Origin of the sequence: Nocardia asiatica NBRC 100129 (assembly GCF_000308415.1) — a bacterium.
GTDB classification, from domain to species: domain Bacteria; phylum Actinomycetota; class Actinomycetes; order Mycobacteriales; family Mycobacteriaceae; genus Nocardia; species Nocardia asiatica.
Genome location: NZ_BAFS01000226.1, coordinates 15,553 through 29,265 on the forward strand (window position 1 = coordinate 15,553; position 13,713 = coordinate 29,265).

General features: G+C 63.4%; 9 protein-coding genes. 7 read left to right on the forward strand and 2 right to left on the reverse strand.

The window, feature by feature from the left end; all coding sequences use genetic code 11:
* Nucleotides 1-41: 41 nt before the first annotated feature.
* From ON27_RS22310 to ON27_RS22325, 4 genes are all read left to right on the forward strand, one after another.
* Nucleotides 42-2,927 (forward strand): helicase-related protein, encoded by a 2,886-nt coding sequence (locus tag ON27_RS22310; RefSeq protein WP_043731170.1) that lies wholly within the window; start codon nt 42-44, stop codon nt 2,925-2,927.
* Between the two features lie 2 nt (nt 2,928-2,929).
* Nucleotides 2,930-7,525: a DNA methyltransferase gene (locus ON27_RS22315; protein ID WP_043731174.1), complete on the forward strand. Its 4,596-nt coding sequence runs from the start codon at nt 2,930-2,932 to the stop codon at nt 7,523-7,525.
* Nucleotides 7,526-8,014: 489 nt separating this feature from the next.
* Complete coding sequence (locus ON27_RS22320; protein ID WP_157227279.1) at nt 8,015-8,998, forward strand: hypothetical protein; 984 nt, start codon at nt 8,015-8,017, stop codon at nt 8,996-8,998.
* 29 nt (nt 8,999-9,027) lie between these two features.
* A complete protein-coding gene (locus ON27_RS22325) occupies nt 9,028-9,492 on the forward strand; it encodes a hypothetical protein (protein WP_043731179.1) in 465 nt (154 codons plus the stop codon).
* 203 nt (nt 9,493-9,695) lie between these two features.
* Here ON27_RS22325 and ON27_RS22330 read toward each other — a convergent pair whose 3' ends face one another.
* Both ON27_RS22330 and ON27_RS22335 read right to left on the reverse strand, forming a co-directional pair.
* The gene (locus ON27_RS22330; protein WP_043731256.1) at nt 9,696-9,902 is read right to left on the reverse strand and encodes a DUF397 domain-containing protein; all 207 of its coding nucleotides are present in this window, start codon (nt 9,900-9,902) and stop codon (nt 9,696-9,698) included.
* Nucleotides 9,899-10,912 (reverse strand): helix-turn-helix domain-containing protein, encoded by a 1,014-nt coding sequence (locus ON27_RS22335; protein ID WP_245560051.1) that lies wholly within the window; start codon nt 10,910-10,912, stop codon nt 9,899-9,901. Before ON27_RS22335 ends, ON27_RS22330 begins: the two co-directional genes overlap by 4 nt.
* A gap of 748 nt (nt 10,913-11,660) precedes the next feature.
* On the opposite strand from ON27_RS22335, the gene ON27_RS22340 reads away from it, so the two are divergent.
* From ON27_RS22340 to darG, 3 genes are read left to right on the forward strand one after another with little or no spacing between them, the layout of a single operon-like run.
* Nucleotides 11,661-11,915 (forward strand): hypothetical protein, encoded by a 255-nt coding sequence (locus tag ON27_RS22340; RefSeq protein ID WP_043731183.1) that lies wholly within the window; start codon nt 11,661-11,663, stop codon nt 11,913-11,915.
* Entirely contained in the window at nt 11,912-12,553 is a 642-nt protein-coding gene (darT, locus tag ON27_RS22345) for a type II toxin-antitoxin system toxin DNA ADP-ribosyl transferase DarT (protein ID WP_043731186.1), read from the forward strand. Before ON27_RS22340 ends, darT begins: the two co-directional genes overlap by 4 nt.
* Nucleotides 12,554-12,567: 14 nt before the next feature.
* Nucleotides 12,568-13,626, forward strand: a complete 1,059-nt coding sequence (darG, locus tag ON27_RS22350; RefSeq protein ID WP_043731190.1) for a type II toxin-antitoxin system antitoxin DNA ADP-ribosyl glycohydrolase DarG — start codon at nt 12,568-12,570, stop codon at nt 13,624-13,626.
* The last annotated feature ends 87 nt before the right edge of the window (nt 13,627-13,713 follow it).

The window sequence follows — 13,713 nt, forward strand, 5'->3', positions numbered from 1 at the left end:
AGTTGAGTTCTTCGGCTGTCGACCCACCAGGAGCACCCTCGATGACCCTTGCGCAAGCGCGTGATCCGTTCCACGTCGCGCCCGGTTCGATCGTCGTAGTCCGCGACGAGGAATGGTTGGTCACTTCGGCCGAACAAGGGTCCGACGGGTGGCTGGTTCGCGTGCGCGGGCTATCGGAGCTCGTCGCCGACACTACGGCGATCTTCTACCAGAGTCTCGACGACATCCAGGTCCTCGACCCCGCCGCCGCTCAGGTCGTCCCCGACGGGTCGTCGGGCTACCGGGATTCCCGGCTGTGGCTGGAAGCATTGCTGCGTAAAACGCCCTTTCCCTATGGCGACCAAACGCTGACGGTGTCGACACGCATGCTCGCCGATTCACTCGGATATCAGCGAGCCGCGGTCGCCAAGGCGCTCGATCCCCGGCTCATCCGGCCGCGCATCCTGATCGCCGACGCCGTCGGCCTCGGTAAGACGCTCGAGATCGGCATGATCCTGTCCGAACTGGTGCGGCGCGGACGTGGCGAGCGAATCCTCGTCGTCACGCCGAAGCATGTGCTGGAGCAGATGCAACACGAACTGTGGTGTCGTTTCGCGCTGCCCTTCGTGCGGCTGGATTCAGCGGGGATTCAGAAGGTGCGCCAGAAGCTTCCGGCCACCCGCAACCCGTTCACCTACTACAAGCGCGCGATCATCTCGATCGACACCCTCAAAAGCCCTCGGTACAAGGCGCATTTGGAGCGCCAGCACTGGGACGCGGTGGTGATCGACGAGTCGCACAACCTCACCAATGTCGGCACCATGAACAACGAACTGGCCCGAGTGCTGGCCCCGAACACCGAGGCGTTGATCCTGGCATCGGCGACCCCCCACAACGGTCGTGAGGAATCGTTCGCCGAACTGCTGCGCCTGCTGGACCCCACCGCGGTAGCGGCGGACGGCTCGTTCACCAAAGAAGACGTCTCGGCGTTGCTGATCCGCAGGCACCGGCATCACGAGGAAGTGGCCGCCGAGGTGGGCAGCGACTGGGCCGAACGCGCCGAGCCGGTGCATCGCCTTGTGGAGCCTTCCGGCGCGGAAGACGCTGTGGCGCGCGAACTGTCGCAGGTGTGGCTGCATCCACGGACGGGCGCGTCACCGTATTCGGGTGAGACCACCGCGCTGTTCCCGTGGACGCTGGCGAAGGCGTTCCTCTCATCACCGGCCGCGCTGCGGGAATCGATCAACCAGCGCCGCGACAAGCTTCGCAAGGACGGTGGCCCGCGCTCACCGGCGCAGCACGCCGAACTGGCCGCGCTGAATACCCTCTCCGATCTCAACGACAAAGCGTTCACCGAATCGGCAGGCAAGCAGGCGGCGCTGGTGCAGCGGCTGCGGGAGATCGGCGTCGGCGCGGCGTCGCCCACCCGCGCCGTCGTGTTCGCCGAGCGGGTCGCGACGTTGAAATGGCTCACCGAACTGCTGCCCGCGTCGCTGGGGTTGCGGCAGGAGAACGTCGTCATGCTGCACGGGGGTCTGTCCGATGTGGAGCAGCAGGAGATCGTCGACAGCTTCAAACTGGAGACATCCCCGATCCGGGTGCTGGTCACCGGCGATGTCGCCTCCGAAGGCGTGAACCTGCACGCCCAGTGCCACCATCTGATCCACTACGACATCCCCTGGTCGCTGATCCGCATCGAACAGCGCAACGGTCGCGTCGATCGCTACGGCCAGAAGTTCCCGCCGGTGATCTCCTCCCTGATCCTGGAGCCGTCGGACCCCGACTTCTCCGGCGACCTGCGCGTGCTGTCGCGTCTGCTGGAGCGGGAGAACCAAGCGCACTCCACCCTCGGCGATGTCGCCTCGCTGATGGGCAAACACAGTGTGGGCGACGAGGAGTCGGCGATTCGTGACGTGCTGGCCGGCAAGACCTCGCTCGACGATCAGCTGCGCACCGTCGATGAGGTCGTCGCCGGTGACGACATCGACGCGTTCTTCGCTCAGATCGACCTGGAGCCCGACGAACCGGCCGCCCTGCCCGAACTACCCCGCCAGAGCCTGTACCCCGACGACATCACCTTCTTGGACGAAGCGTTGCGCGCGAGCTTCTGCGACATTCCGCATGCCGATCCCGCCGCGGGCGGCGTCGACTGGACCGTGCACGCCAATCACGGTATCGCCGAGCTGGTTCCGCCGCGAGACCTCAGGCAGCGGCTGGGGCAACTACCGCAGAACTACTTGCAGCACGGCCGCGTGCTGGAGCGCCTGAAACTGGCCACTTCGCCGCAGGTCGGCGACGCCCAGCTGCGGACGGCCAGACAGGGCAAGGGCATCAACGGCACCACCTGGCCGGAGGCGCACTTCCTCGGTCCGCTGCACCCGGTGCTGGACTGGGCGAGCGACCGCGCGCTCAGCGCGCTGGGCCGCAACCAGATTTTCGCCATCCGCGGCGAGCTCGACGTGACCACCGTGTTGTTGATGGGCACGCTGATGAACCGGCGCGGTCAGCTCGTCTCCCGCGTCTTCGCCACCGTGGTGTTCCCGAACTCGGAACGCCCCTCGTTCTCGCTGGTCGAGACGCATTTCGATCTCGATTTCCTGCTCACCGACACCGGCTTGAAGCCGGGCACCGCCAACCCTGGCCCGCTCGCCGACCCACACCGCCTGCAACAGCTGATCCCGATCGCGGTCGAGCGGGCGGCCGAGTCGATGAAGATCGTGCTCGACCAGCAGGAACGAACGGCCCACGAGCGCCTGGCCGCCTGGCGCCAGCGCGCCGACCGCTGGTACTCCGGCGCCGAACAGCTCGAGTTGTTCGGCAGCCAGAAGAAGAAGGTGGACAAACTCTCGCACCGGATCGCCGAAGAACAGCGCCTCGCCGAATCTCTCGCCCCCACCCAGCAGTTGGTGCGCCCGCTGCTCGTGATCGTCCCCGAAAAGGATCAGTGACCATGGCTTCTTTCGACTCCATCGTCGTCGGCGAGGACTGGATCAGCGAGCACTATTTCACCACCGACTCGGTGAAGGAATCCTTCCACGGCAAGGTGATGGAGCTGCGCAAGCTTTGGGACGCCGAAGCCAAAGAAGGCCGGTCCACCGTGCGAAGCTCTTTGCTGGCCACCGCCCGCGACCTGCAGACGGCTCTGGCCGCGCTCGCGGAGAGCCCCGAATCGGCTCCGAAGGCGCACGCCCAGGTGCGGGCCACATTCGGCTACGAGGGCGAACTGACCACGTTCACTGCCGAACGCGCGGGATCCGAGCTGGAGATACCCGATGCGCGACTGCCGGATGTGGCGAATGTGCTCTTTCTGCAAGCGAATCCGGTCGCCGCGCTCGAAGATCTGCTCGACCCGGGCACCGGCAGGCTGATCACCGCCGCCACAGAGGACGGCAAGCCGATCGAGTCGGTGTCGAAAGCGGTTTCCGCGGCGTTCCGCTCGGACACCCCACCGGCGTTCGTGGTGGTGCAGGCCGGGCAATGGCATCTGCTCGCCGAAGCCGAACGCTGGGCGGAAGGCCGCTACCTCGCCGTGGACCTGCTCGTGGTCGCCGAGCGCAAGCACGAGGCGCGCGGCGGGGAGATCGACCGGGTCGCTGCGATCTTCGGCCACCAAGCGCTGAAACCGGACGCGGACGGGAATATCTGGTGGACCGGAGTCCTCGAGGATTCGGTCAAACACACTGTGGGCGTCTCCAAGGACCTGCGCGAAGGCATTCGCCTGTCCATCGAGATCATCGCCAACGAGGTGGTGCGCCGCCGCCGGGAAAACGGCCTGACCATGGACGGCATCGACGGCAACGAACTCGCCAAGCACTCCCTGCGATTCCTCTACCGCATCCTGTTCCTGCTGTACGCGGAAGCGTCCCCGGAGATGCAGGTGCTGCCCACCGGCGCGCCCGAATACGAGGAGGGATACGGCCTCGACCGCCTGCGCGACCTCACCCTCACCGAACTCGTCTCGCACCGCGCCCGCACCGGCACCCATCTCTACGAGTCGTTGAAGCGCCTGTTCGACTTGGTGGACCGCGGCCACACTCCCAAGGTCCGGGAGAACATCGCCGACGACCCGGCCCCTGGCTTGGTGTTCAACCCACTGCGCGCCGACCTGTTCTCCCCCAAGGCCACCGCACTCATCGATGAGGTCGGCCTCGGCAACGAAGCGACCCAGCAGGTTCTCCAGCACCTGCTGCTCACCAAGGAGAGCAAGTCCCGCAAGGGCGCCGATCGCGGTTTCATCAGCTACGCCGAACTCGGCATCAACCAGCTCGGCGCGGTGTACGAGGGCCTGATGTCCTACACCGGGTTCTTCGCCGAGGAGGACCTGTACGAAGTCGCCAAGAACGGCGATCCGGAGAAGGGTTCGTGGGTGGTGCCGGTGGACCGCTCCGACCACCTCTCCGAATCCGACTTCGTGCGGGCCGAGGACCCGGAGACACATGAGGTGAAGCCGGTGCGGCATCTCAAAGGCACGTTCGTCTTCCGGCTCGCCGGTCGCGAACGGCAGCAGTCCGCCTCTTACTACACCCCCGAGGTGCTGACGAAATTCGTTGTCTCCCAAGCGCTCGAGGAACTGCTGGACCAGAACGACACCCGCACCTCCCCCGAGGAAATCCTCCAGCTCACCATCTGCGAGCCCGCGCTCGGCTCCGGTGCGTTCGCCATCGAAGCCGTGCGCCAGCTCGCCGCCGAATACCTCAAGCGCAAGCAGGAAGACCTCGACGAACGGATCGAACCCGATCGGTATCCGTTCGAGTTGCAGAAGGTGAAAGCGCACATCGCGTTGCACCAGGTGTACGGGGTCGACTTGAACGCGACCGCCGTGGAACTCGCCGAGATCTCACTGTGGCTGGACACCATGGTCGCGGGTTTGCAAGCGCCCTGGTTCGGCTTGCATCTGCGGCGCGGGAACTCGCTCATCGGAGCGCGGCGGGCGGTGTACATGCCCAATGAGCTGGCGAAGAAGGCGTGGCTCAAAACTGTTCCGAAGGACATACCGCTCGGTCAGGAGATCGGCGCAGGCATTCACCACTTCCTGCTGCCCGCCGAAGGGTGGGGTGCGGTAGTCGACACCGCCGAGGCCAAGACGTACGCGCCGGAGAAGCGGGAAGAACTTCGACTGTGGCGCAACGATATTCGCAAGTCGCCGTCGAAGGACATGGCCAAGCGCCTCGCCTCGCTCGCGCAACGGGTGGAGACGCTGTGGGAGTTCACGCTGCGGCGACTGGTCATCGCAGAAGCCGAGATTCGGCGCGATCTGCACCTGTGGGGCAGAGAGGCCCTCGAGTACAAGCCGGTGGTGGAGCGCGAGCAGATCGAGGCAGTGCTGCACAACGAGAACGGGGCCTATCGTCGTCTGCGGCGGGTGATGGATGCGTGGTGTGCGCTGTGGTCATGGCCGTTGACCACCGACGTTCCGGCGCCGGACTGGGATCAGTGGGTCGGTGGGCTCGAGGCGTTGCTCGGGATCGCACCCAAGGCGGGGAAGTTCGAGAAGTATGGACAGACCAGTATCTCAGGGGACCTGAGCTGGTTCGAGCTGGATATCGCCGAGGACACCGATCGGACTTTCGCTCAGGTGAAGGCGGTAGATGCGGCGATTGCGGAGTTTCCCTGGTTGGCCGTCGCGGCCGGAATCGCGAACACGCAGGGGTTCCACCATTGGGAACTGGACTTCGCGCCGGTGTTTGCACGTGGCGGGTTCGATCTGCAGGTCGGTAATCCACCGTGGGTACGACCGGATTGGGATGAGGCGAGCGTGCTTGCCGAGTTCGATCCGTGGTGGGAGTTGGAACTCAAACCATCGGAGCGCATTAAGCAAGCCAAATTCACTGAAATGCTGTCGCTGCACGAAATTCGCTCGACGTTTCTCAATGAACGGACAAACCAAGTCGGGCAGATTGAGCATCTCGGCTCAAGCGTCGACCGTCCCGCGTTGACTGGATTGCGCCCAGACCTCTACCGGTGCTTCATGGAGCGCACATGGCGATCATCCTCCCCATCCGGAATCGTCTCGCTAATTCATCCAGAAAGCCACTTCACGGAAGCTCGTGCGAATAGTTTTCGAGCTGCATGCTATCGGCGATTGCGGAGGCATTGGCAGTTCCGCAACGAAATAAAGCTGTTCACCGAGATAAATCACACCCGCCAGTACGGCGTCCATGTATACGGCGCCGAGTCCGCTGTGAGCTTCATTCAGGGAGCCGCGATATACCACCCAGATGTTGCGACACGTTCCATTCACCACGACGGCAGTGGCCCCGCGCCAGGTGTGAAAGATCCTGATGGCAGGTGGGACGTCCGCCCGCACGCTGAGCGAGTGATCGAAGTCACCGAATCTCAGCTTGCCGGATGGGCAGCCTTGATCGACGAACCTGGCACGCGCGCAGTCGAGGCTCGCATGCTGTATCCGGTCAACCGCGCAAGTGCGGTGGTCCTGGAAAAGATCGCTGGCGCACGCCGCGTGTCCGGTGTCGGCTTTGAATGGTCGGCGGGCTGGAATGAGACAACGGATCGAAAGCTGGGATACTTCGAATCACGGTCCGACGTGCCCACCCGTTGGGAAGATGTAATTTATCAGGGGCCGCATTTCACTGTGGCCTGTCCGATATATCAGCAGGGTAACCCGACGATGCGCAGCAATGTCGATTACTCGCCGATTGACCTGCAGGCACTGTCCGAGGACTCAATTCCCCGGACGAACTACCAGGTCTCGCGACCATCGGCCGATTATCTCGCAGCGTATCCACGCTGGAACGAAAAGCCGAGTTCGCGTTATTACCGGTTGGCCTGGCGGGAGATGTGCGACACGGCAACCGTTCGAACCCTTCAATCCGCACTGTTGCCACCCGGTCCAACCCATGTGCATGCAGTGCACACACTGTCACTGAGCGAGGATCATCGGAGTCTGACAGTGATAGCTGGTATAAGCCATTCACTTGTTGCGGACTTCATGATCAAGGCCATTGGCAATGCCCACATCAAAGCATCCACTTGGCTCCAACTTCCCTTTCCCAACACTCATGCTCTTGCACCTCAACTGATATTCCGCACCCTTCGACTCAACTGCCTGGTGAGGGAATATGCGCCTCTCTGGACCGAGCTGTACAGCAAGCAATGGCAACGAGATTCCTGGGTTCCTGGCATCGGAGTCAGCTCCGACGCCAGAGTCGACCTCGACGAGGTCAACTCCGACTGGACCTGGCACACCCCCCTCCGCCGGGCCACCGACCGCCGCCAAGCCCTCATCGAGATCGACGCGATCGTTGCCGTCATGCTCGGTATCACCGCCGATGAGCTCCTGACGATCTACCGCACCCAGTTCCCCGTGCTCCAAAGATACGAACGCGAGGCGCTGTACGACGCCAACGGCCGCCAGCTGCCGACCAAGCTGGCCTCCGAGTACCGCAAGAAGGGCAGGCTCTCCCCGGCCGAACTGACTGTCGACGGCGTCACCTACGAGGAACCTTTCGTCAGCGTAGACCGCGAGCGCGATATGCAGCTCGCGCACGAGCACTTCTCCGCACTCGCCAAGGAACGCAATGCGTAGCTGGCGAGTCACGGCCGATGGCACGGCCGTCCAACTGCACCCGGTGCGTACGGATCGGGACGGGCGGCGAGAGAGGTAACTGTGGTGCCGAATCCGCGACATCTGGCGCGAAGGACTGCTCCGAAGAAGTCCTCCTATTCCGAGGACCCGTACCGGTCATTCGCCCACTTCGATGCCGACAGATCTTCTCTGGAGATCATCACCCGGGAGTTCGAAGGCTGGCTGGCGACCAAGAGGAAATGGCCGGTCGATCTGACCGACCCGGGGTTCCGCGAGCGTGACAGAAGCACGCTGACCGTCGTGCGGCATTCGCTCAAGGACATCGATCTACTGCGTTTCCGGCTGACCGAGGATGATCCCGCCACCGGCACCTGGACGACCGAGTTCGCGGCCGGAGCCCCGAAGTCCGGGGGTGCCGGTTGGTTTCTCCTGCAAGTCAGCAGTAGTCGCAACAACTGGGTGGCCGTCCCCAGAGTCGCGCCTGGTCTGGTGAATGTGCTGCCGATTCAAACGCGCGAGTCGCTGCATCTGACCCCCAGCCCGCAGCATGTCGGCGTGCACGGGGTCGAAGATCTGGCCGCCCGGGTGACCGACCCGGACCGGCACGGTCTCATTTTCGTCGCGGGTTCGGATCACAAGTTGCCGTTCGGCCCGTTCTACAAATCAGTGGGTAACTGGACGCAGCAGGTAGTCGGGCTGGCAGAAGTCGCAGTCCTGGACCCGCTCGCGACCGCGGAGTTCCGGACCGTACTGGGTGACCAGCATGCCGTGTCCCCTTGGACCATCCGCAACTTCCTGCCTGGCGCGGACCCAGCCACTCCCGATGACCATCTCAGGCATCGCTACCTGACCATCGGCAAGCTCGTCGACCTCTCAGGGTTGGCGCTCCAGCGACTACTCGGCCGCATCGCCCGCAGTCATTCGATCACTCGAAAACTCCCACCGGACGTTCTGAGGTATCTCCGAACGCTCGACCGTGTCGAGAACAAGTATGTGATCGAAGGCCTGACTCCGCGAGCGGAATCGCCTCAGGTCATCGAAGTTCCAATAACCGCCGAGACGGCTCCACCGGCGGAGCCCGCCATTGCGGAAGCGGCCACACAGATCGACCGGGTTATCGATCAGCCGGAAGACACCGCACAGCAATCGCTACGGCTTGTGATGGAGGTCTTCGGGATCGAGGCCATTGATCGAGCGACCCTCGAATCGATCAAGGCACGGATGAACTCGGGTGCCGATCCAGCCGCGCTGCACCGAACGAATCGACTTCTCGAACAGAAGCAGGAGCAACTCGACTCACTCGAAGACCAGGTCACCGAGCTACGTGAAGAGATCGAGAAGTGGCAGATCGAACACGGCTTGGAGTCCGAGGAACGCCAGCGTCTCTCCGACGAGTCCCGGTGGCTGCGGAAGGAACTGAGACGTGTTCGAACTTTCGATGTGGCAGAATCCCCCACTCCTCCACCGAGATAACCGCCTATCCCGCCTCTTACATCGAGCTGGTGGACCGACTCGACGAGATGGAAAGCGAGGGAGTGGTCTTCACGGGTGATCCGAAGTTCTGCTTCGAGTTGGACCCTCGCGACCAGCTCGGCACCACCGCACGCATCGGATGGGAAGCTGTACTGGCACTACGCGACTGCATCCGCGCCAGGGAAGACGATGGGTGGCAAGGCAGCGTGCACGACTATCTCAAGCGAACTCCCGACGGATATCGCACGGTCTCGATCAAGAAGCATGTTCCTGGCGAATCGGCGACGACCATGCAGCAATGGGGCCACGAACGGCGCTTCCCTGTCCCGAAGCACGTCTCTCCGAGCGAGCAGATCGAAATGCGGGCCCACTTCCGGCTCGGCCAGATCGGAATGGTCAGTCCGCGGATGTACTACCTGGACCGGTGGTCGCAGGATGGAAAGATCTACATCGGATACATCGGCCGCCACCTGACGAACACCAAGACGAACTAGCCGAGACCACCGGACTCTTGTGCGGCCGAGGTGGTGGTCTACAGCTACTCGCGCACAGCCCGAGGCCGACCAAGAGGCCGCAACGGAGCCTCCGCTCTGGACGGACAGGACGGCGGCGCGTACCGAAAGCGGGCCGACCGGGCCGAGAACATCGTCAGGGTGTGCCTGCGCTCCTGCAATCGGAGCGCGGGCGCGATCCCGAATCAGGCGAGCTCGAAGCCCCCACACCGCACTGCTGCGGTGAATTCATCCCACGCGGCGGGGGTGAAGACGAGCGCTGGGCCGCTGGCGTCCTTCGAATCCCGGACACCGACCATGCCGACCTTCAGATGCGCGACCTCGACACACTCCTGACTCCCTGAGCTGCGGCTGCTCTTGAACCAATGCGCTTCCGACAAACCGAGACTCACCGAGCCCACTCCTCTGCAATCTCTTGGATGCGCTGGCGGCTACCGGCCTCATCCAATGCGACACGCCGGAGGTCAGCATACGCGTCGCGGTAATGCTCGAATTCGTCACGCTTTTCCAGGTAGAGAGCACCCGTGAAGCCTTGGATGTACACCACTGGCGGGTCGGTGAGGTTCGCCGTCGGATGGCGGGGGAACTCGAGGATAACGAAATGGCCGGTCACGACGCCCTTGTGCCTGCGGGCATCGAGCGGGACCACTCGTACCGTCACGTTGGGGAGCTGATCGGCGGCGACCAGGTGGCCCAGCTGCTCGGACATGATCTCTGGCGAACCGATTCGGCGACGTAATACGGATTCGTCCAGCATGACGTTCAACTCCAACGGATTCGTTGCACTGTGTAGCCGCTCGAGCCGCCTGTCGTGCAGTTCGAGCCGGAGGTCTACCTCACTGGTCGGCATCCCAGGGAACTCCGCCCAAATCACCTCCCGTCGATAGTCGACGGTCTGGAGCAGGCCCGGCAGCAGCATCGTGTGGTAGGAGCTGAAGCGCTTCGCCGCATCTTCGAGACCGACGTACAGGTCGAAATGCTTCGGGATAGCTTCGCTGAAGGCATGCCACCACCCCTTAGCCTGCGTCTCCTCGGTAAGACCGAGAAGCACCTCAGCATCCTCCTCATCCACCCGGTACATCTGCGCCAAGTGGCTGATGAACAGCGGATTGATCCGAGTCGGCTGCCCGGTCTCCATCCGCCAGAACGTCTGTTTGGAGACGCCGATCGCTCGGCGGGCTGCCTCCACCGAGACACCGGCTGCCTCGCGCTTCTCCCTGAGCAGGCGGGCGAGGATGCGTCGAGGAAGCGTGGAATTGGTCGTGGTCGAACTCGCGGTCATCATGGTGCTCCAGGAGGGGTTGCGCCGACGATTCGGGTTCGTGCTGCCGGCGATTCTGCTGCCGTGCGCGAGCTTTCGCGCAGAATCGCCTCCAGTTGGCGAAAACTCGCTGACGAACATTCCCGAGACCGTCCGTACCCCGTGCCGCCCGAGCGCGGCATGACATCGTCGTGCGCGGCTCCGCTCAGCGGCCCAACTCCTCGCGGCATCGTTCCTCTGTCTTGACCGAAACGCAGTCCCACCAGTCTTGCTGCACCTCACCCGACGTCGGCGGCTCGCCGCATTGTCGCCCACACCGCTGAGCGCCTGGTACGGGAGATCCGTCGGGCCAGTGGCAATATCCCGCTGCGTCGCAGCTGTATTCGCGGCCGTACGGATCAGGTTGCACCTCGGGACTCGTGTTGCCCGGTGCAACGCCCGACCGAGATTCTTCTTCCAGGTACTCCTGGCCCCCATGGGTGTCGAAACACCACTGGGAATACCCGGTGGTGCCGTCACTCCAACGGGCCGGCCCGGGGGTTCCCTCCAAACATTCGATGACGTAGCGCTCAGCTACCGGGCCCGCGGTAGGGACTGCAGGGCTGGCCTCGGCGACTCCGCCGACAGTGAGCAGCGCCGCACCAGCGGCCAGACCCATGACCAATCGACACGTACGAACAACCATCAGTTGCCTCCTCGCGGCGCTTATCGACGCGGGCGCCGAGGACGTTTCCGGCCGTCCGACAGCTCGGTTGTCTCGACACCGATCGCGAACGACTCGCGCGGTGGTCGGCTAACATCCGAAAGGGTGCCCGACCGGCGAACAAGGGGTCAACGGGCTGACGTACCCGCCCGACCCGCCGAGTCGGCCGACATCCGAGGAGCATCCGTGGGGGCCCTACTGCCGACCCTGCAGGCCAACCGCCTGCGGGAAGGATTGACCGACTACCTCACCACCACCTTCGCCCTGACCGACCCCGACGCCCAAGGCGCACTCTCCGATTTCATCGGCCACCCCCAACTCGGCATGTTCAAAGGCCCGTACGTCCGACTGCGCCTACCGTTCGCACCCGCCCGCGGCAACTGGGGAATGCACCTGCACTGGTGGCCCACGGAAATCATGGCGCGGAGCGCCGCAGAATGACCGCTCGCCCGAACCCGACCTGGGTTTACCACATCACGCGCCTCGAACACCTTCCCTCGATGATCGAGCACGGTATCTGGAGCGACAGACTCGCGTCCGAGCGGAGCCTCACCACGATCTCCGTCGCCCATGGACATATCAAAGCGCGCCGCGCACAACGGCGCGTGCCCGTCGGTCCGGGCGGCACCCTCGCCGACTACGTTCCCTTCTATTTCGCACCGCGAAGCCCCATGCTCTATGCGATCCACAAGGGCAACGTCGCGAACCACAACTCGGACTGCACCCGCATCGTGTATTTGGTGACCAGTGTGCAGCAGCTGCGTCAGCGCGGACACATCGTCGTCGGCAGCGATCGGCATGCGGTCATGAGCTACGCCCGCTTCACCGCTGACGACTCCGAGCTCACCGGCTTCGTGGATTGGGCGCTGATGGAGCAACGACTGTGGTTCGACGTGCCCGAATACCCGGATCGGAGTGAGCGCAGGCAGGCCGAACTCCTGGTCCACGAGCACGTTGCGTGGGATAGCATCCAGGGTGTAGCGACGCGGACCGAGGCGGTGAACATCGAGGTCAGGCGGCTGATCGAGGCATCAGGACGGTCGACTCGGACCGCCGCCAAACCAGAGTGGTACTTCTGAGCAGGGAGGTTGGCATGATTCGAGAGGAGCACGGCAACCTCCTCCGCGCAGACGTCGATGCCCTGGTCAATACGGTCAACACGGTGGGCGTGATGGGTAAGGGGATTGCTCTGCAGTTCAAGCGCGCCTACCCGGAGATGTACAAGGCATACGAGCGAGCGGCCAAGGAAAACGCGATTCGCATCGGGGAAATGTTCGTGTGGGAGACCGAAGCACTGAGCGGCCCCCGGCTCATCGTGAACTTTCCCACCAAACGACATTGGCGCTCACCGAGTCGTCTGGAAGATATCCGATCAGGTCTGCTGGACCTGGTTACGGCAATCGAAAAGTACCAGATCCGCTCGATTGCGATACCGCCACTCGGTTGTGGAAATGGCGGATTGGATTGGAAAGAAGTGGCACCGCTGATTTGGGATGCACTGCGACCTCTGGAGAAATCGGTCGACATTCGGATCTACCCACCGGAAGGAGCGCCCCCGGCGGCTGACATGATCACTCGCACCGCAGCACCACGCATGACAGCCGCCCGTGCTGCCGTGGTCAAGTTGCTGCGGGCCTACGAAGAGTCATCGTTCCACGAGGCCACATTGATCGAGGTCCAAAAGCTCGTCTATTTCTTGCAGCAGTCCGGCGAGAATTTGCGTCTAGAGTTCGTCAAAGGAAATTATGGACCATACGCGGACAACCTGCGCAAGACTTTGCGGGAAATAGAAGGACACTTCATCGTCGGTTTCGGCGACGGTAGCGCCCCGGTGACGACGGCTGAGCCACTCGCAGTGGTCGAAGCGGCCGCACGGCAAGCGGACGCCGTGCTCGCCGCCGACCAGCAGACTGCCGCGCGTGTCGCACGTGTTCTCGCGCTTACCGAGGGTTTCACCAGTATGTACGGATTGGAACTCCTCGCAAGCGTTCATTGGGCAGCGACCAGGGAGAACGTGCGTGATGCGGCAGATGTGATCCGGTTGGTTCGCGGCTGGAACAAGCGGAAGAGTTCCCTGTTCACCGAGCATCACATCACCGAGGCGTTGACCCAACTGCGCGCGCACGATTGGCTTTCCGAATCCGCCGCGTGACGGCATCCCAAAGCGAGTAGAAATTCGCGGGAGCCTTACTGCCGACGCTGTAGGCCAGACACCTTCACGTCAACTGCCGCTAAACCG